This is a genomic window from Leptospira neocaledonica (genome assembly GCF_002812205.1).
Taxonomy (GTDB): Bacteria; Spirochaetota; Leptospiria; order Leptospirales; family Leptospiraceae; genus Leptospira_B; species Leptospira_B neocaledonica.
Map to the genome: position 1 here is coordinate 157,550 of NZ_NPEA01000003.1, position 17,789 is coordinate 175,338.

Here is a 17,789-nt window from a genome sequence, read left to right on the forward strand (position 1 = left end):
AGTAAAAATACGATTGTTTTGTCGAATAAGAAAAAAACAATCGAATAAAAGTCCGGGCGCCCATGGAAGAAAGATCCTCAGATATTATAGAAATCAAGGACAGCTCGGTCAATGTCCGCGAGCTCATGGAAGAAATAGAATCCAGGCTTGCCAGGAGGCCAGTTTCCAAGGAAGAATTGGAACGACTTTCTCGTTGGAAGTTTTCTCCCCAGTCCCCTGAAGGATATAGGGAATTTGATGCTGCAGAAACTGCTCATTTATTCGAAAAAGGAATCTCCCCTCCTAAGTTTACTAATCCAAAATTTAAATACATCCGCGGTCCGATCCGTTGGCTGTTTATCAAACTGATCGAGCTATATGCTTTCCTAGACAAAAAACTTTCCGAGAACAGAACCCGCGCATTCTACAGTGTTTTGAATGAATTGATCCTACTAAGAGGAGATCATGAAAAGTTAAAACGCAAATTCGAAAAGTTTTACAACGAGTTTGTGGAATTAAATTATACTCTTAAAAAAGAGATCAGTCCCGAGTTCGTTTGGTCTAATGAGTTTTTATACGAGGAAGAAACCTTAGAAGAAAGTGAGACTCTCATTCTTTCCAGACTAAACCCTGGAGACTCGGTTCTTGCAATCAATCCTGAATGGGGAAAATTCCTCAAACAACTCTTAAAGGCTCAGATAGAATTCAAAGCAGTCACTTGGAACAAGTCCCAATATTCTTATATCAAAGAACATATTACGAATTCAGTATCCCTTCTTTCTTTCGAGGAAGTTCTTCCCGAGTCTCCTCTTCCTTCTAAAATTATCTCCAATACAAACCTTTGTCTTTTGCCGAATTGGGTTTTAGAAAAACTTTTCAAATCACTGGCTTCTAAAACTTCCACCGGTACAGAATTCATCTTTAGATATTCCAATTATTCGAATAGAATGGTCTCTCCATTTCAACCGATCCTTTTGACTCAGATCAGCGAGTCAGCATTCAGAGAGTTCTTACAAAAATTAGGTTTTAAGAATATAGTGGATACCAAAGCCGGAGACGGCTTTTCGGTGTTTAGTTTTAGAAAATGAACGCCTATCTCCATATTTCCGAATTTAGAGATAAGGACGGGATCGGGAACGATATCAAAGGTTTAAGGGAAGTTTTAAATTCTTCCGGGATCAAGACAGAGATTGTCTGCCAAACCGATCTGAGCGACGGCTCTATTAATACGTTACGAACAGAAGAACTTCAAAGTGAGAACAATTTGTCCTCTAATTCCATGCATATTTTGGAGTATGGCGGTTCCGGTTATCCGATAAATTCCTTTCTTTCTTTTCCCGGCAGAAAATTCGTACGTTACCAGAATATCACCCCTCCTAAGTTTTTTAAACCTTTTGTTTCTCAGGATATATTTAGAAGTTTTGAATTGGATTATAAAAAATCCATATTAGAATTACATAAATTAAAAAGATTCACCGAACGTTTTCTTCCCAGCTCAAAATACAGCGCATCCAATCTAGAAGATTTGAATATAGTGAATTCCAGCGTTCTTCCAATTGTTAGAAAATATGGATGGAAGGGCGAAAAACGAAATCGTAAGAACGGCTATACTCTTGGCTATGTCGGAAGATTAGTCCCGAGCAAAAAGATAGAAGATATACTATTCCTCTCTTACTTCCTAAAAAGAATAGAACCTAAATATAGGATTTTACTGATCGGAAATGTACCCAGTATTTTCGAAGATTATTTTACGAACTTAAAACAAATGGCTAGAGAACTCGGCGTCGGAGGAAACATTCAATTTAGAATGGGGGTTCAAGATTCCGAGCTACCCAGATTTTGGGAAGAGATGGACGCTTATATCAGCATGAGTGAGCACGAAGGTTTCGGCATACCTCTTGTAGAAGCATTGAGTTATGATATTCCTGTTTTCGCTTATGCTTGCACTGCCGTTCCGGAAACTTTAAAAGATGCCGGATATCTTTTCCGAAAAAAAGATCTGAATAGTTTGGAAAAATTAGCAGAGTGGATCCATTTTATCTTAGAATCCCAATCTTCCGTTCGCCCAGTGGATGGTCCTCATGCTTCTTCCAAAAGAAGAGAAGTTTGTATGGATTATGATTCCATGCCTTACGGAAGAGTTTTAAAACAGATATTCACATTTAAAGAAGCGGCGGCCTCATGATCTTCAGAAGAAGAGGAGTACATCAATTCGCCGCAGGTTTCAATTTAGGGGATGCAATTTCTAACGAAATGAATTCCTTAAAATCCGTTTTCAAAAGAATAGGATATTCTTCTGAAATATATGCGGAAAATACGGGTCCTGGAACGGATACTTTGGTAAAAAAGTATAAGGCGTATTCTTCCAATAACAAAGATATTTTAATCTATCATCATTCTATCCATTCCGATGTCTTGGAAACGATATTAAAGCCCAAGAATTCAAAAATTTTAATATACCATAACGTAACGCCTGGCCATTTTTTCGAAAAATATGATCTGAAACTTACTTACCTTCTTCGGAAAGGAAGAGAAGAATTAGAGTCATTACGAAACAAATTTGATAAGGTATTCGCAGTTTCGGAATACAATAAATCCGAACTCTTGGAATTGGGTTTTGAAGATGTGGATGTTCTTCCGATCACCTACCAGCTCCCCCAAGGCAGACAAACTCTTAAGGAAAATTTTCCGAAAAATCGACCCAATATTCCCCGCTTCCTATTTGTAGGAAGAATTGCCCCGAATAAAAAACAGGATGACTTGATCCGATTTGCATTCCATTATCTCAAGGCTTACGGTCCTGAGTTCCAACTTTTTATGGTAGGATTCAGTTCTAAAGAGTTATATTTATACAGAGAAGAATTGGAACGTATGCTCGATTTTTATAAATTGAGAAAGAATGTGATCATCACAGATTTTTTATCCGACGAAGAATTAAGATCCATGTATCTCAACTGTGATCTTTTCCTATCAATGAGCGAGCATGAAGGATTTTGTGTTCCGTTATTGGAAGCGATGGTTCATAATATTCCGATCCTTGCATTCGATGGAGGCGCAGTAGGTGAAACTCTATCCGGCGCAGGAATCTTATTCAAAGAAAAGAGAATGGATATAATCGTAGAACTTGCCCACAAAATGGTGACGGATCGAAATTGGAAAGATCTGATCTTAGAAACCCAACAAAAACGACTTTCTTCCTTCTCTCAGATCAACGCAGAAACTGTATTGAGGCCTGTTCTTGCTAGACTCTCGTAGAAGATTAGCCGTTGTTACTCCTATTTTTTCGGATCATATTTCAGGTGGTTCCGAAAAACTAATCTATCAATATACTCTAATATTATCCAAGTTTTACGAAGTTACAGTTCTCGCGAGCCGCTCACTTGATTATATCACTTGGAAAAACCAGATCCCAATCAAAGATTTAGAACCTGTACTTCTAGGAAAAGATTTAGAGAAGAAGGTTAGCAGAGAATGGATCGAACCTGAACCGGGAAATCGAATCAGAGTTCTTAGATTCTCTGTTGATAAAGAAAGAAATATTTCCAAGTTTAACAAATTTTCGAACAAACTATTTCGAAATTCTGAATCAGGAAAAAGTGTAGGATCACAAGAGGAAAAAGAAAGGATCTGGGTAGACATGCAAGGTCCTTATTGTCCGGATCTGATCCAATACATTGAGACAAACGAAAGAGATTACGATGTATTCGTGTTCGTTTCTTATCTGTATTATCCGATGGTTTATGGACTTCCGTTGGTCGCAAAAAAATCTGTAGTAATTCCAACATTGCACGATGAACCACCTGCAAAATTATCAGTATATTCGAATCTTTTCAAAGATGACTCTGCATATTGTTTTAATACTCCCGAAGAAAAAGATCTCTTTCATAAATTGTACGGATACGAGCCGAGTCTTGGGAATGTAATCGGAATGCATTTAGCCATTCCAGAAGAAACGGATAAAAAACCTTCTGAGAAAAAAAATCCCCAGGACTCCTTTCAGTTCTTGTATGTGGGAAGGATAGACGAAGGAAAAGGTGTGCTGGAGATGGCGCAATACTTTTCCGATTGGCAAAAAAGAAGCGGCCGTAATGATAAATTGCTCCTGGCTGGAAGGGGGGATTCCAAACTTTTACAAAGAATATCAAAATTTTCTCATGTATCTCCTCTAGGTTTTGTAAGCGAAGAAGCCAAGGACGAGATAATTCGTTCTTCCGATATACTTATCAATCCTTCTCCTATGGAAAGTTTTTCGATTATTATTATGGAAGCTTGGATCCGTAAAAAAGTAGTCTTAGTCAACGGAAAATCGGACGTTCTAAGAGGTCATTGTTTGAGAAGTAACGGCGGTTTATATTATTCCGACTTAGACAGCTTTTGCGCGGTCGCAGAATATTTAGTAAATCACGGAAGAGAAAGAGAAGAAATGGGTCTGAACGGTAAAAGATACGTTCAAGCGAACTTCAATCCTGATATCGTGGAAAAAAAGATCGCCCATATCGTAGAAAGATGTATCAGAAGAAGATATTCTGAATAGGATTTAGTCCCCGCCTAAAAACTTTAAGCCGATCACGGATAATATCAAAGTGGAAAGGAAAAATATCCTCCAAGTATTGATAGAATCTCCAAAGGACAGAATTCCGATAATCACAGTCCCTGCTGCGCCGATCCCTGTCCATACAGCATACGCAGTTCCAAGAGAAATATTCTGAGTTGCTTTGTTCAAAAAGTAAAAACTCAAAATAGCAAACACTAAAAATCCAAGCCCGTATCTCCAGTCCTTAAAGCCGTCGGATAATTTCATACAAGTAGTAAAACCGACTTCGAATAGTCCGGCAAACACCAATAAAACCCAACTCATATATCTAAAAACTCCTGTAAGATCTCTACCATTTTTTCATGCAATACTCCGTTAGACGCAATCAAACTGGTCACGTACGGATGAAATGTATTGTTGGCATAAGTACTTAATTTTCCGCCGGCTTCTTGAAGTATTGCCGCAGCAGCAGTCATGTCCCAAGGTTTTAGATCTTCTTCCCAGAATGCGTCAAACTTGCCTTCGGCCACCCAACAAACATCCAGACCGGCGGAACCTGTCCTTCTTACACCTCTAGATCTTAAGATAAATTTTTTCAGATTGAACATGAGTTGTTCTATCTTCTCTTCTCTGTCATAAGGAAATCCGGTGCATAAAAGTGCTTTTTTGATTTCTTTGGTTTGAGTGACTTTGATGGAAGTTTTATCTTTGAAGGCACCTTCTCCCAACATCGCATGATATACATGTCCGAGTGCAGGCATTGGAACAATTCCCATGACTGCTGATTTTTTTTCCTGATCTTCTAATCCGATACAACAGCAATATAGAGGAATACGATGAGAATAATTTACAGTTCCATCCAAGGGATCTATAATCCATTTGAATTGAGAACTTCCTTCGTAGTTACTTCCTTCTTCTCCTAAGATATGGTCGCTCGGGAATGCTTTTCTGATCTCGGAGACGATCAATTCTTCGGAACCTTTATCTGCGATCGTTACTAGGTCGGACTCTATACTTCCCTTAAAGGAGATTTGCAGATCTTCTCTTTCGTGAGTTTTTTTCAGGAACTCAGAGATTGTTGGGACGAAGTTGAGGAAATGTTGGTATCTTATCTTGATTTCGTTTTGGTAGCTCATTGGAGAAGTTTTTCAATTCTCCAGGGTACCCTTAGGATTGGAATCTAAAAAATCCGCGGCCTTCTTCTTATGTTCTTCTTTTACGTACATAGAAGCAGCTGCTAAAACAGCGGCGACGACTCCTGCATCGTCTATATAACCTGCTCCAAATAAAATATCCGGGATCGCATCAAAAGGTGTAAGAAAATAAGCAAGTGCGCCCGCGATCGTAAGTTTTGCTTTCAGGGGAGTAGAAGGATCCAACATCGCATAATACAAAGAGATTGCATCCGCAAGGAAAGGAACCTTTCCTGCGACCTTCTTTACCTTAGGCCAGAAACCCTGTTTGATCTTTTCTATTTTATCTTCTTCCATAAGTGCTACTTATTCTATAAGATCTGAATAAGATCAAAAATTCTCCAAATTACTTTCGAAATTTTCGAACCTTTGGGGAGGATCCAGAACGATCTGCACTTCTTCTCCCGTAAAAGGATCCTTGAATTCTAACAAATAAGAAAGGAGTAAAAGTCCGTAGTTCTCAAAAAGTGCAGCGTTTCTGGAATAAAGAAGATCTCCAACCACAGGACATCTAAGGCTCTGAAAATGAACCCGGATCTGGTGAGTCCTTCCTGTTTCCAAATCAGCTTCGATGAGAGAGAACTTTCTGCCGTTTTTAGAAACCGCAGTTTTTAAGATCCTATAGTGAGTGACAGAGGCTCTTCCTTTAGGAGTCACAGTCATCTTTAATCTTTCTACCGGATGTCTTCCGATCGGTCTATCTATTGTGCCTTCTCCTTCCGGAAGTGTGCCCTGGACCCAGGCAAGATATTTCTTGGTAATGTCCCTTCTTCTAAACAACTCGGAAAGTTTTGCATGCGCTTGATCATTCTTTGCGACGATCATAATCCCTTCCGTGGGTTTGTCCAAACGATGCACGATACCAGGCCTTGCTTCTCCGCCGACACTCGAAAGCTCCTTAAATTTGTAGAGTAATCCGTTAACCAAGGTAGCGGATCTATCTCCTGGCCCGCTATGTGATGCAATGCCTGCCGGTTTACGAATGATCAGATAATGAGGAGTTTCCTTTAAAACTTCGATCTCCATTTTTACTGGCGTTAAGTTCAATGGAGGTTTAGGTGGAACTGAGATAAGGAAGTTTTCTCCAGGGCTTACTTTATAAGAAGATTTAAGGAGTATTTTTCCATTTCCATCTTTGACCCAACCGGAATCGATCCAATGTTGAATGGAAGCTCTGGATATTTCGTCTCCCAGAAAGTCCTTTAAAAATCGATCGAGTCTGGATCCATCAGAGTCAGCGTTAACTTCGGCATGAAGTTCCAGATTCATAATAGTTCTCCTAAGAAATATGTAAGCGGCGAAAACGTATCCCTTTCGCACAGAGGTCTAAAAAAGATTTCCCATTTTGCGAGAATAGGTATATTTTGGATAAATTCATCGAAATAAACCCCTACCCTAATCAAGGAAGGAATACAACATGGTAAAAAAAATTCTCAATATCCTGCTCATCGGTGCAACGGTTTTTTCCTTAGCTCTTTGCTCTTCTGCAGACAACAAAGACCAAGCGGCTCCTGAGCCTGGAGAACAAAATTCCGCAGCTTCTCGTAACGTCAACGTAGACTCTCCTGCAGACGCTTTCAATAATCAAATTAAAGACTTCCGCTATCCAGACGGGATCACTCGTCCAGGATTCAGCTACAAAAAAGCTGATGTTAGCGCGGGAGATTTCAGCGAGTGGGCAAAAGTTAATATTTCCGTTCTTAAAGATGGAATTTCTAAACTTCCTGATTCTTGGGTATTAGAGATCACTGGTCACACTGACCAAGTAGGACCTGAAGAAGCAGAAGGCGATAAAAAAGGAAACGTTTTCTACGGAGAAATTCGTGCAAAAGCGGTTAAACAATCCTTAGTTAAACAAGGAATTCCTGCAAATCGTATCGTTACTAAGAGCGCAGGTTCTTCTTCTCCAGTTTCCGGATTGGATGCAAAAGATCCTAAAAACCGTAGAGTAACCTTCAAATTTGCTCAACAACAATAATCAGTAGGGTTTCGATCCGACAAAAAAGGCAGTGTTTACACACTGCCTTTTTTATGCCCTCAGAGCTTTAGGAATCTTTAGGCTTTTATCAATCAACGCTTGGAGAGATCATTTTTTCAGGAAGAACCCATTGGTCGAATTGTTCTGAAGTCAATAAGCCAAGTTCAATCCCGGACTCTTTCAGACTAGTTCCTTTTTTGTGAGCATTCTTTGCAATCTTAGCAGCATTATCATAACCGATATGCGGATTTAACGCAGTCACAAGCATCAAACTGTTCTTCAGATGTTCTTTGATATTTTCCTTATTCGGCTCTATTCCTCTCGCGCAATGTTCTTCGAAAGAAACTGCTGAGTCTGCCAATAGACGAATCGAATTCAAAACATTATGAATAATCAGAGGTTTGAAAACATTCAATTCGAAGTTTCCGGAGGCTCCGCCAATATTCACGGCAACATCGTTAGCGATCACTTGAGAAGCAACCATAGTCATTTGTTCTGACTGAGTAGGATTTACTTTTCCAGGCATGATGGAAGAGCCAGGCTCATTCTCCGGAATAGAGATCTCACCGATCCCGCATCTAGGACCGGAAGACAACCATCTCACGTCGTTTGCAATCTTCATAAAAGAAGCAGCGATTGTTTTTAAAACTCCATGAGTTTCTACCAAAGAATCGTGAGCCGCTAATGCCTCAAATTTATTCTCTGCAGAAGTGAAAGGAAGTCCAGTTTCTTTAGCGATCTGAGCCGCAGCTTTTACTGCAAATTCAGGATGAGTGTTCAACCCAGTTCCGACTGCAGTTCCACCTAAAGCCAATCTGTATACGGAAGGAAGAACTGACTTCACTCTTTCAATATTGTACTCTAATTGTTTTACGTAACCGGAGAATTCTTGACCAAGAGTTAAAGGAGTCGCGTCCTGCAAGTGAGTTCTTCCGATCTTGATAATATCTTTGAACTCATCAGATTTCTTCTTTAGAGTATTTTTCAATTGTTCTAATGCAGGCAAAAGTTTATTCACTAATTGTTCTGCAGCAGCAATATGCATTGCAGTTGGAAAAGTATCATTAGAAGATTGAGCCTTATTTACATCATCATTTGGATGTACAGGTTTTTTAGAACCTTTTGTCCCGCCTGCAATCTCAATCGCACGATTGGAGATTACTTCGTTGGAGTTCATATTGGTTTGTGTTCCGGAACCCGTTTGCCAAACGCTTAGAGGAAAATGTTCGTCCAATTTTCCGGAGATCACTTCGTCAGCAGCTTGAACGATCAGATTTTTTTTCTCTTCGGTCAAAAGACCAAGCTGAGCGTTTACGATTGCTGCTGATTTTTTAAGAACTCCAAGAGCACGAATCATTTCCCTTGGGAAACGATCGTTCCCGATATGAAAGTGATGAAGAGACCTTTCGGTTTGAGCGCCCCAGTATTTGGAATCGTCTACCTGGATTTCTCCCATGGAGTCGGTTTCGATTCTAGTTTTCATGAATCCTCCGTTCAATAGTAGTAAATTGATCGGGTTGGATTTTCCGGGATCGGAACGAATGTCCTAATCAGAATATGGGGTAGATCACTCGTCTCGGAATTTGCGAAGAGTATCCGCTAAGGCTGCAAACTCCGGTTTTTTGGCGGTGACATTCTCCAAATATTCCAAGGTAGAATCCAACCAGGCGGAATCGGATTCCAATTCTTTCCGGATAAACACATGCCGGATAGAATTCATGGAGCGAATCTCGATATATCTCCGCTTCTGGTCATAATACATAAGGTCGGCTACTTTGTCTTTTCCGAATTCCGGAGCAGAACTAGCATTCACCACTTCATCGAGCCAGATAATTCCGTTATTTTTACGATCCACGTAATCAATCGCTTTCTGGACCTTAGCGGGGATCAAAGTGGATTTTTCTTTAGGACCTAGGAGTACTCCCAAAGATTTTTTCTTTTTAGGAACTTCTTTTTCGGGCTCGGCAGAAGCAGCTCCACTGCTTGGAGATTTTTTACTCTGTTTGGAAGAATGGAATTCGTCCGCAGGTTCGATGTCTTTTTTAGGAGATGGAGAAAAATTCACGCCGAATAAACTGAGGATCCATTCCAAAAGTTTTACCAAGAAGGACTTGGAATCTTGGATTGCTTTCAGTCTTTGTTTTTCCGTTTCTTTTTCCCAATCTGCAATGGCTTTAGAAAGACGGATCTGATCATCTATTACGAGTTCAGGATCGACACCTTCTACAACATCCTTTAGAAAAGCATAAATTCCTTTCGGCTGTCCGTTCTTACGGATCAAAGTGTGAATCGAAGTCCTTCTTTCTTTATTATTTAAAAAAGAAGAAACCACATTTTCCAGAGCAAGTGCTACGATCCCGGGGCCGCCACCTGTTACTTTTTCTCTCGTGAGAATATCATTTCTTGTTTTGAATCTTTCCAGTACCTGATCCAAAACTTCTGTTTTAGTAAGGCCCGCGGCTTGGATAGAAGAGTCCTTGATCTTCAAAGCACCTGAATCTACTACAAGCGGCTCTTTAGATTCTCTGATACGAATCACCATATCACTAAAAGCTAAATTGATTAGAGACTCTTTTCTTAAACTGGAAAGAGAGTCCATGGAGCCCATTAATACTTCGAAAGCTTGTAAGAATATATCAGAACCTTCCCAGGTTTTTCCGGAAGTAAATGCAGGGTGTTTGGATAATTCTCTTAGATAGTCGGGGCCTTGTTCGGTCCCGGAGGCTTTGATCCATCCGGCTTGTTCTCCGGGAAGAAGTGAGATTAATATCTTTCTAGATAAACCAATGAATAATTCGAAAATGATTTCTAATTCAGTCTCTTCATTTGCATTCGGTTTTTTGCTATCTATGGAAATTTCGCCCACAAGTTCTTCTAAAGAAGGTTGGATAACATGAAACTCCAAATGTAGTCTTAATAAAGGAGGGCGGTTTCCTCTTTTTTCTAATGCAAGTAATGCGTCCGGAACCGTTTTGATCTGTGATAAGAAGGCGACTATCTCGTTCGGTTTTTTACTCAAAAGGGAAATTAAAGAAGTTAGAATATCTTCTCGGATTTTAAAATTCCTTTGTAGAAAAGATTCTACAGAAAGAGTTTTAACATTCCTCATCGAGTAAGGAAGATTTCTGGAATCTTGGAAATCCAAAAGATTTCCTTTCTCATCTGTATTCAGATATTGTCGAATCACCCAATCCCTTAATTCCCCAGCGGACCTTCTATCTGCCAAATTGATGTCTCTTCGGACGATGAATTGTAAAAATGCAGCTGCAGACTGAGCCAAACAAGCAGATTTGATTTTTTGGATCTGCTCTGCTCTTCTGGACGCAGGGCGAAGGGCAACATTGGCTAATCCTAATTCTTTTGTTTCTTCCGAGACGAATAGATACTGGTAGAGAACGAAACCGTTCTTATCTTCGAAATATTTTAGATCTGCAGGTTTTAAGAATTGTAACTGTTCGAATTTTGCGAGAGCGAAAGGAGAATAATTGAATAAGAAGAAGTTCTCGACTCCTTTCTCAATTAGGTCCAAATCCCTCATTGCTTTGGGAGTCGTTTGGAGAAGAAGGTTACGAAGTTCCTCTTCCGGTATCAGATCTACACGATCTACCGGAATTACACCTTCTTCCGAGAGCGGATTCGAAGCCGGGGGCGTGGAATTACTTTCCATTTCGGGCATAAATTCTTCCCTTTTGCTCCGATCTTGATTTGGCTTTTTGTCTGAGCCGAGCTAGTATAATATTTTCGGAAACAAATACATGCTTTCTTGAGCAAGTTCCAAGAGTATTAGACTAAATTCGAAACTTCTATAGAAGTCCGTCTTAAGACCTCATCAAACCTTCTAAGAAAGAAACGTAATTTTCCCTTCCAGGGTATGGTCTTCTGGCTGTTCCGCTTTGGACTGCAGCTTCTGCAACTGCCGGAGCCACATGATACAATACCCTTTGATCGAAAGGTTTTGGAATCAGATAATCAGGACCAAATACGAATTTTTCTCCGCCATAAGCGAGGCTAACCGCATCAGGAACGTCCATCCGAGCAAGTTCCGCTAAGGCACGAGCCGCAGCCAATTTCATTTCTAAAGTGATATGTTTGGCTCTAACGTCCAATGCACCTCTAAAAATGAATGGGAAACCTAGTACGTTATTCACTTGGTTCGGCATATCGCTTCTTCCAGTTCCCATAATAATATCAGGACGAACCTTTTTTGCCACTGCATACGGAATTTCAGGATCAGGATTTGCTAAAGCAAAAATAACCGGATTTGGAGCCATGGATTTTACCATGTCTTCGGTAACCATATCTGCTACTGAAACTCCCACAAAAATATCCGCATCCTGCATAACGTCTGCAAGAGTACGAGCGTTTGTCTTCTGAACATATTTTTGTTTGGTAGAATTTAGATCGGTTCTTTCAGTGTGGATCACACCTTTGGTATCTACTAAGAAGATATGTTCTTTTCTGATACCAATATGTTGGACTAATTCTGCGATCGCGATCCCTGCCGCTCCCGCTCCACAGACTACCAGTTTTACATCACTAGGACGTTTTTTATTAATCTCAAATGCGTTCAGCAACCCAGCAACGGTAATGATTGCTGTCCCGTGTTGGTCATCATGGAAGACCGGGATATTCATCGCTTTAATGAGTTCTTCTTCTATATAAAAACTTTCGGGAGCCTTGATATCTTCTAGGTTTATCCCGCCGAAGGTAGGTTCTAACATTTTTACAGTTTTTATGAAGTCGTCCGGATCTTTGGCGTCTACCTCAATATCAAAAACGTCTATCCCGGCAAATTTTTTGAAAAGTACCGCTTTACCTTCCATCACAGGTTTTCCTGCGGCAGGTCCGATATCTCCGAGACCTAAAATTGCAGTCCCGTTAGTAATAATTCCTACCAGATTCCCTTTGTTGGTGTATTCGTACACCAGGTCCGGATTTTCTTTAATTTCCAGACAAGGATAGGCAACTCCCGGAGAGTATGCTAAGGATAAGTCGAATGAATCTCTAGTCGGCTTTGTCGGAACAACTTGTATTTTACCCTTTGGATGAAGGGAATGATATTCGAGGGATTTTTCTCTCATAACGATAAAACCAATTTTTCGACGATCGGGCCTAGGTTCTATTCTATTTCTGAAAGAGCTTATTTCCCAACGCAGAATTTACTAAAAATTCTTCCTAAAATTTCTTCCGTGTCCACTCTTCCATTTACTTCCCCGATTTGTTCCAAAGCGAAATCAATTTCTTTGATGTAAATCTCCGCTGGAGCCCCTTCTTCCATTAAAGTCAGACAGTTTTCCAGGCTTCGAGTGATAGAAGAAAAATGAAATCTGTTCCTTTCTTCCAAAAGGACATAATCTTCTGAACTTTCTAAACCCTGTAGTTTAGTGGCGATTTCAGAGACCAAAGTATCTAGACCTTGTCTGGATTTGCAGGAAACTTCGACTAGGACTGTGCCGGGATAATTTTTCTTTAGAATACTTTCAGGATCCCAGCTTGGATCTCTTATATCCGATTTATTTGCGGCAACGATTGCGCCTTCCAGTTTGGATCTGTTCTCTTCTGCAAACTTGTCCCAATCGTTCTTTTGAGAGACGTCTATCACGAATAATCTTACATCTGCTTGGGAGAATTCTTTCTCACTTCTTTCAATTCCCATCTTTTCGATCTTATCACCGGTCTCTCTAACACCTGCGGTATCGATGAGCCGGATAGGAACTCCTGAAAGTAATAGGTCCTCGCTGATATAATCTCTGGTAGTCCCAGGAATTTCGGAGATAATAGAACGATCTCTTCCTAAGATCAGGTTCATCAAACTAGACTTGCCGGTATTCGGCTCTCCATACAAAACTACTCTACTTCTTTCTAAAAGAGTTTCTGTCTCGCTGGATCTTTTCAGAAGGTTGGAACAAATATCCGAAATAGAACGAATTCTTTTTTTTCTTTCTTCGAAGGATTCGAAAGTAAGATCTTCTGTAGAAAAATCGATCTCGGCTTCGCATTCCGCTTTGAGAGAAATCAATTGGCTTCTGAGATTCGAAGCGAGTCTGGAAATTTCGCCAAAAGCATTCTTTTGGGCCAGTTCCAATTCGAATCTGGAACGAGCGCCTATGATCCTTCCGATCGCTTCCGCTTCGTTCAGATCTATTTTACCGTTTAAGAATGCTCTTTTAGTGAACTCGCCTTGTTTGGCCGGCCTAGCTCCTGAACGAAACAAACATTCTAAAGCTTCTCTGAGTAGGATAGGATTTCCGTGAGTATGTATCTCACACAGATCTTCTCCCGTAAAAGAATTCGGTCCTGCAAAATAGATAAAAACTACTTGGTCTAATTTTTTCTCCCCATCTACAAATCGACAGGTATATGCGTTACGAGGTTTGATGGAAGAAAGAGGAAAGGCTCCCTCAAAAAAGGATAAATGCCTATAGGCGATAGGAAGTGCTTCCGGTCCGGATAACCGAAGGATGCCGATAGCACCGGCGCCGGAAGCTGTGGAGATAGCTGCTATTGTATCAGCCACGACCGATCAGTAATCGTTTACTTCCTCGAGTAAGTCCCCGTTAGGGCTTTTTTCGACGACGTCTTTGTACTTGTGTCTGTCTTTCATCGGAATGATTCGAACTTTTTTATAAGTCCCGTTCCCTTCCGATCTAGTGAAAACTTTTTCGTTCTCTTGTAGAGCCATGTGAACGATCCTTCTTTCGAAAGGATTCATTGGCTCAAGTAATTTGGACTTACCTGATTTTGCGACGGAAGAAGCTACCGACTTGCTCAATCTGATCAAGGACAGTTCTCTTTTGTCTCTGTAAGATTCGGTATCCAATACGATCTTACGACCGTGACGGATCTTAGAATCCACCATCAGGTTTACCAAAAATTGAAGAGCATCCAAAGTTGCTCCTCTCTTTCCGATAATTAGTCCGGATTCGCGGCTGGTAAGTTCAATATAGATCTTTCCGTCCACGTCTCCCATTCCGACAACTTCCGCTTCTACTCCCATCTTGCGGAGAAGTGTAAGCACCACTCCATGGATGATCTTTTCAGCCGGAATATCAAAGTTCGAAACGAATGCTCGAACAACTGCCGGTTTTTTTTGTGTTAAACCTAAAAATCCAGACTTACCGGATTCGACAGTTTCAAAACGAATGTCTCCGGGTTCTAGTCTTAAGGTTTCTAACGCGATCTCTTCGGCCTCGGCTTTTGTTTTTCCTTCGGCTTCGAAAATATAGTTTTCCATATCGTATCCTCGATATATGAATTCAAACTTTTACAGGGGTTTCGTCTTTTTTACGAATATTGGTTACCCACTGTTGAGCAATGGAAAGGACGTTAGTCACAGTCCAATATAATGTCAGTCCGGACGGCATGCTCCAAAGGAAGAATACCATCATAACAGGCATTAAATACATCATCATTTTTTGGTTCGGGTCAGTCTGCACTGATGTCAGTCTCATAGAAAGAAACTGAGTTCCGACCATCAATAATACCAATAAGTTAATAGAAAGCCCGGCTGCTGCGAGATAAGGGATCGCAGGAGAAGTCCAGATAAAATCAGGCTCACTCAAATCCGAAATCCAAAGGAAAGGAGACTTCCAAAGATCGATTGTATCTGCAAACGCAACGTATAATGCGAAGAAGATAGGAAGTTGGATCAACATAGGAAGACATCCACCCAATTGAGAGAGCGGATTCATATTATGTTTTTTGTATAATTCCAACATCTTCTCTTGTTTTTTTGCCGGATCGTTAGCATACTTCTCGTTTAACTTTTTCAGTTCGGGAGAAAGAGCACTCATCTTCTTCATCGCCTCTGCCTGTTTCTGGTTGAGAGGATAGAAGACTAACTTGAATACCAATGCAAAAAGTAAGATACCAAAACCGTAGCTTGGGATCGTGTATTTATAAGATTGTTGTAAGAACCAAACGATACCGTTCCTGATCGGAGTGAAGATACCTTGGTTGAAAGATTTGTTCAGGTCGGCACTTAAACCAGCAAAAGTGGACTTAGGATTTTTAAACGGATCCAGTTTAGGATCTCTAAACAACATCCCATCCCATTCTCTAATTCCGACATAGTTTGCGAATTCGAGGGTTTCTTCTTTTCCTGGATCAATAGTGATATTAGAATACGCTAAGATAGTTCCTGTTTCGTTTTTCTTTCTATTATCTAAAAGAATTCCTTCTGCAGGATGATTTAAAGTGTCTGCTGCGGCCAAGAAGTAACGGCTACCGGAACCGATATAATCCACACCTTCTCCACTACTCCATACTTCCTTATAAAATTCGTTTCCGTTTGGATGTCCTAAGAAGAAGTTACGGATTCCTTCCCAAAATCCCCAAGCGTCCCCGCCGTCAGCAAAGTCTTTCTCACTTCCGTCCATTCTATACACACGGAAAAATTTAGAAAGTTCCTGAGCATTCGCCTCTCTGTTTAAAGGAAGTGGCCCCAAACTTCCAAAAGTTCTTAAGTAAGCAGGTTTATCACGATCTCCGAAATAGAGTTTTTCTTTTCCAAGATTGGTAATGGAAATCTCTGTTTTGAAGTAATTTTCGTGCGGGAAGAATTTATATACTTTTTTAAGAAGAACACCTTTATCGCTAGCTGTGAATGTGATACTTTGATCTTCTTTGTTTTCTTCGGCTTTAAAATTCAGATGGTTCCATTCTGAAGTGGCCACATCTTCTTTTCTATGAGAGAAGTTAAAGTCGAAACCTTTTCCTCTGGAAAGTTCGATTGCCTTGATCTTCTCACCTTCTACTTCAATTTCTTGGAAGTCCGCTCTGGTGATATTGATTTCGGTTCCTTCTACATTCTTGTAATTTCGAATATAAAATTTTTCGACCCTTCCCCCCAAACTGGAAAGAACGACTACGTGCGCTTCCGTTTTGAAGGTAAAAGTTTTAATGTCTTTAGCATTCGTAACCGCGGCGGCAGGTTTAGGTTCTACCTTGGTTTCTTGTTTTACGTTTTCCTTATTTTCAGAAACAGGAGTTTGTTCGGTCTTCTGTTGCTGTTTCGGTTTTCCTGATTCGGGGTTGAAGTAATAGGTTACTAAGAACCAAACTCCCATGGATAAAATTAACGCGAGAAAAAGTCTGTTTTGTCTATCTTCCATTCCTAATTCCTTCTAGGGTTGGGTGGTAAAGGGTCGTCGCCTGCAGCGAATAGGGGATTACATTTTAAAATTCGTTTTGTACTTAGATAAGTCGCCGACAAGAAATCATATTCTTGGAAGGCCTGCATTGCATATTCAGAACAACTAGGATGGAATCTGCAGGAAGGCGGAAGAATAGGTGAGATCCAACGTTTATAAAATCGGATCAGAAAGATGGCGAGTCGGTTCATTTTAATCTACGAGCGAGTAGACCCAAACAAGCCAGAAGTTCGGTATGATCTTTTTCGAATAGGCTCGGTTTCGCAAGTATCGCGATATCGAAACCCTTTGGAAAAAAGCCTGCTATTTCGGCCACAGCGGCTCTTAATCTTCTCCGTATCCGGTTTCTGCGAACGGCCTTGCCGACCGAACGTTCGGGGCAGTATAAGAACCTGTTTTCTTCCAGGCCGTTTCCCCGATAAATCACCGTGAGAGGAGGATTGGTTACCCGTTTTCCGGAAGCAAAAAGTTCCCGGATATCCTTCTTGGATGTAAGTGTCTCTTCTATATGGGTTCGTTAGAATTTTTTACCAGTTCTTTCGTCAGAAACGGTTAGCTTGTAACGGCCTTTAGCTCTTCTGCGGGAAAGTACTTTTCTTCCGCCGGCAGTCGCCATTCTGGCGCGGAATCCGTGGGTACGGGCACGTTTAATCCGGCTGGGTTGGTATGTTCTTCTCATATGGTTCCCTGTATCTCTAAGATTGCGTTTTAAGACCCTGGGTAAGTCTTACCGGTTTACATTTTTTCCGGAGAACCAAGGGTCAATCCGTTTCTTTGGCGGATTTTTACTCTAAAATATAATGGAATAAATAATGGCAACCCGGCAACGTCCTACTCTCCCACACAGCGAACCATGCAGTACCATCAGCGATGAGAGGCTTAACTTCCGTGTTCGGGATGGGAACGGGTGTGACCCTCTCTCTATAATCACCGAGAATCTAAGGACAGTCTGA

The 17,789-nt window shown here is 40.7% G+C and carries 18 protein-coding genes and 1 rRNA gene; 5 read left to right on the forward strand and 14 right to left on the reverse strand.

Translation table 11 applies throughout. The features are described from left to right. The first annotated feature begins 62 nt into the window (after positions 1 to 62). Genes CH365_RS05590 through CH365_RS05605 form a run of 4 tightly spaced genes read left to right on the forward strand, consistent with a single transcriptional unit; the run spans position 63 to position 4,513 of the window. Positions 63 to 1,067 carry an LIC_10202 family protein gene (locus CH365_RS05590; protein WP_100767618.1) on the forward strand — a complete coding sequence of 335 codons (1,005 nt, stop codon included), beginning with the start codon at positions 63 to 65 and terminating at the stop codon, positions 1,065 to 1,067. Continuing rightward, positions 1,064 to 2,164, forward strand: coding sequence for a glycosyltransferase (locus CH365_RS05595; RefSeq protein WP_100767619.1), 1,101 nt, complete (start codon positions 1,064 to 1,066; stop codon positions 2,162 to 2,164). Before CH365_RS05590 ends, CH365_RS05595 begins: the two co-directional genes overlap by 4 nt. Then, entirely contained in the window at positions 2,161 to 3,234 is a 1,074-nt protein-coding gene (locus CH365_RS05600; RefSeq protein WP_100767869.1) for a glycosyltransferase family 4 protein, read from the forward strand. The genes CH365_RS05595 and CH365_RS05600 overlap by 4 nt, the downstream gene beginning before the upstream one ends. Further along, positions 3,218 to 4,513 (forward strand): glycosyltransferase family 4 protein, encoded by a 1,296-nt coding sequence (locus CH365_RS05605; protein ID WP_100767620.1) that lies wholly within the window; start codon positions 3,218 to 3,220, stop codon positions 4,511 to 4,513. The genes CH365_RS05600 and CH365_RS05605 overlap by 17 nt, the downstream gene beginning before the upstream one ends. A 3-nt stretch (positions 4,514 to 4,516) precedes the next feature. Here the strand turns inward: CH365_RS05605 and CH365_RS05610 are convergent, their stop codons facing one another. From CH365_RS05610 to CH365_RS05625, 4 genes are read right to left on the reverse strand one after another with little or no spacing between them, the layout of a single operon-like run. Then, positions 4,517 to 4,837, reverse strand: a complete 321-nt coding sequence (locus CH365_RS05610) for a DMT family transporter (protein ID WP_100767621.1) — start codon at positions 4,835 to 4,837, stop codon at positions 4,517 to 4,519. Beyond that, on the reverse strand, positions 4,834 to 5,649 hold the full coding sequence (locus CH365_RS05615; RefSeq protein ID WP_100767622.1) for an inositol monophosphatase family protein: 816 nt from the start codon (positions 5,647 to 5,649) through the stop codon (positions 4,834 to 4,836). Before CH365_RS05615 ends, CH365_RS05610 begins: the two co-directional genes overlap by 4 nt. Before the next feature lie 12 nt (positions 5,650 to 5,661). Then, positions 5,662 to 6,003 carry a YkvA family protein gene (locus tag CH365_RS05620; protein WP_100767623.1) on the reverse strand — a complete coding sequence of 114 codons (342 nt, stop codon included), beginning with the start codon at positions 6,001 to 6,003 and terminating at the stop codon, positions 5,662 to 5,664. 33 nt (positions 6,004 to 6,036) lie between these two features. Then, a complete protein-coding gene (locus tag CH365_RS05625) occupies positions 6,037 to 6,975 on the reverse strand; it encodes an RluA family pseudouridine synthase (RefSeq protein WP_100767624.1) in 939 nt (312 codons plus the stop codon). A 148-nt stretch (positions 6,976 to 7,123) separates the two neighbouring features. Between CH365_RS05625 and loa22 the strand changes: the two genes are divergently transcribed. Beyond that, entirely contained in the window at positions 7,124 to 7,684 is a 561-nt protein-coding gene (loa22, locus tag CH365_RS05630; protein WP_100767625.1) for an OmpA family outer membrane lipoprotein Loa22, read from the forward strand. Positions 7,685 to 7,772: 88 nt separating this feature from the next. Here loa22 and fumC read toward each other — a convergent pair whose 3' ends face one another. From fumC to rrf, 10 genes are all read right to left on the reverse strand, one after another. Continuing rightward, positions 7,773 to 9,167, reverse strand: coding sequence for a class II fumarate hydratase (fumC, locus tag CH365_RS05635; RefSeq protein WP_100767870.1), 1,395 nt, complete (start codon positions 9,165 to 9,167; stop codon positions 7,773 to 7,775). Between the two features lie 84 nt (positions 9,168 to 9,251). Then, on the reverse strand, positions 9,252 to 11,360 hold the full coding sequence (locus CH365_RS05640; RefSeq protein ID WP_100767626.1) for a hypothetical protein: 2,109 nt from the start codon (positions 11,358 to 11,360) through the stop codon (positions 9,252 to 9,254). A gap of 142 nt (positions 11,361 to 11,502) precedes the next feature. Further along, a complete protein-coding gene (locus CH365_RS05645; RefSeq protein ID WP_100767627.1) occupies positions 11,503 to 12,765 on the reverse strand; it encodes a malic enzyme-like NAD(P)-binding protein in 1,263 nt (420 codons plus the stop codon). A gap of 59 nt (positions 12,766 to 12,824) precedes the next feature. Then, the gene (gene mnmE / locus CH365_RS05650) at positions 12,825 to 14,201 is read right to left on the reverse strand and encodes a tRNA uridine-5-carboxymethylaminomethyl(34) synthesis GTPase MnmE (protein ID WP_100767628.1); all 1,377 of its coding nucleotides are present in this window, start codon (positions 14,199 to 14,201) and stop codon (positions 12,825 to 12,827) included. Positions 14,202 to 14,207: 6 nt separating this feature from the next. Continuing rightward, positions 14,208 to 14,918 (reverse strand): RNA-binding cell elongation regulator Jag/EloR, encoded by a 711-nt coding sequence (jag, locus tag CH365_RS05655; RefSeq protein ID WP_100708504.1) that lies wholly within the window; start codon positions 14,916 to 14,918, stop codon positions 14,208 to 14,210. A gap of 22 nt (positions 14,919 to 14,940) precedes the next feature. After that, complete coding sequence (yidC, locus tag CH365_RS05660; protein WP_100767629.1) at positions 14,941 to 16,797, reverse strand: membrane protein insertase YidC; 1,857 nt, start codon at positions 16,795 to 16,797, stop codon at positions 14,941 to 14,943. Positions 16,798 to 16,799: 2 nt separating this feature from the next. Next, complete coding sequence (gene yidD, locus CH365_RS05665) at positions 16,800 to 17,027, reverse strand: membrane protein insertion efficiency factor YidD (protein ID WP_020769645.1); 228 nt, start codon at positions 17,025 to 17,027, stop codon at positions 16,800 to 16,802. Next, complete coding sequence (rnpA, locus tag CH365_RS05670) at positions 17,024 to 17,344, reverse strand: ribonuclease P protein component (RefSeq protein WP_100767630.1); 321 nt, start codon at positions 17,342 to 17,344, stop codon at positions 17,024 to 17,026. The genes yidD and rnpA overlap by 4 nt, the downstream gene beginning before the upstream one ends. Positions 17,345 to 17,353: 9 nt before the next feature. Continuing rightward, positions 17,354 to 17,515: a 50S ribosomal protein L34 gene (gene rpmH / locus CH365_RS05675; RefSeq protein ID WP_020769764.1), complete on the reverse strand. Its 162-nt coding sequence runs from the start codon at positions 17,513 to 17,515 to the stop codon at positions 17,354 to 17,356. 139 nt (positions 17,516 to 17,654) lie between these two features. Beyond that, a 5S ribosomal RNA gene (gene rrf / locus CH365_RS05680) occupies positions 17,655 to 17,771 on the reverse strand. Between the last annotated feature and the right edge of the window lie 18 nt (positions 17,772 to 17,789).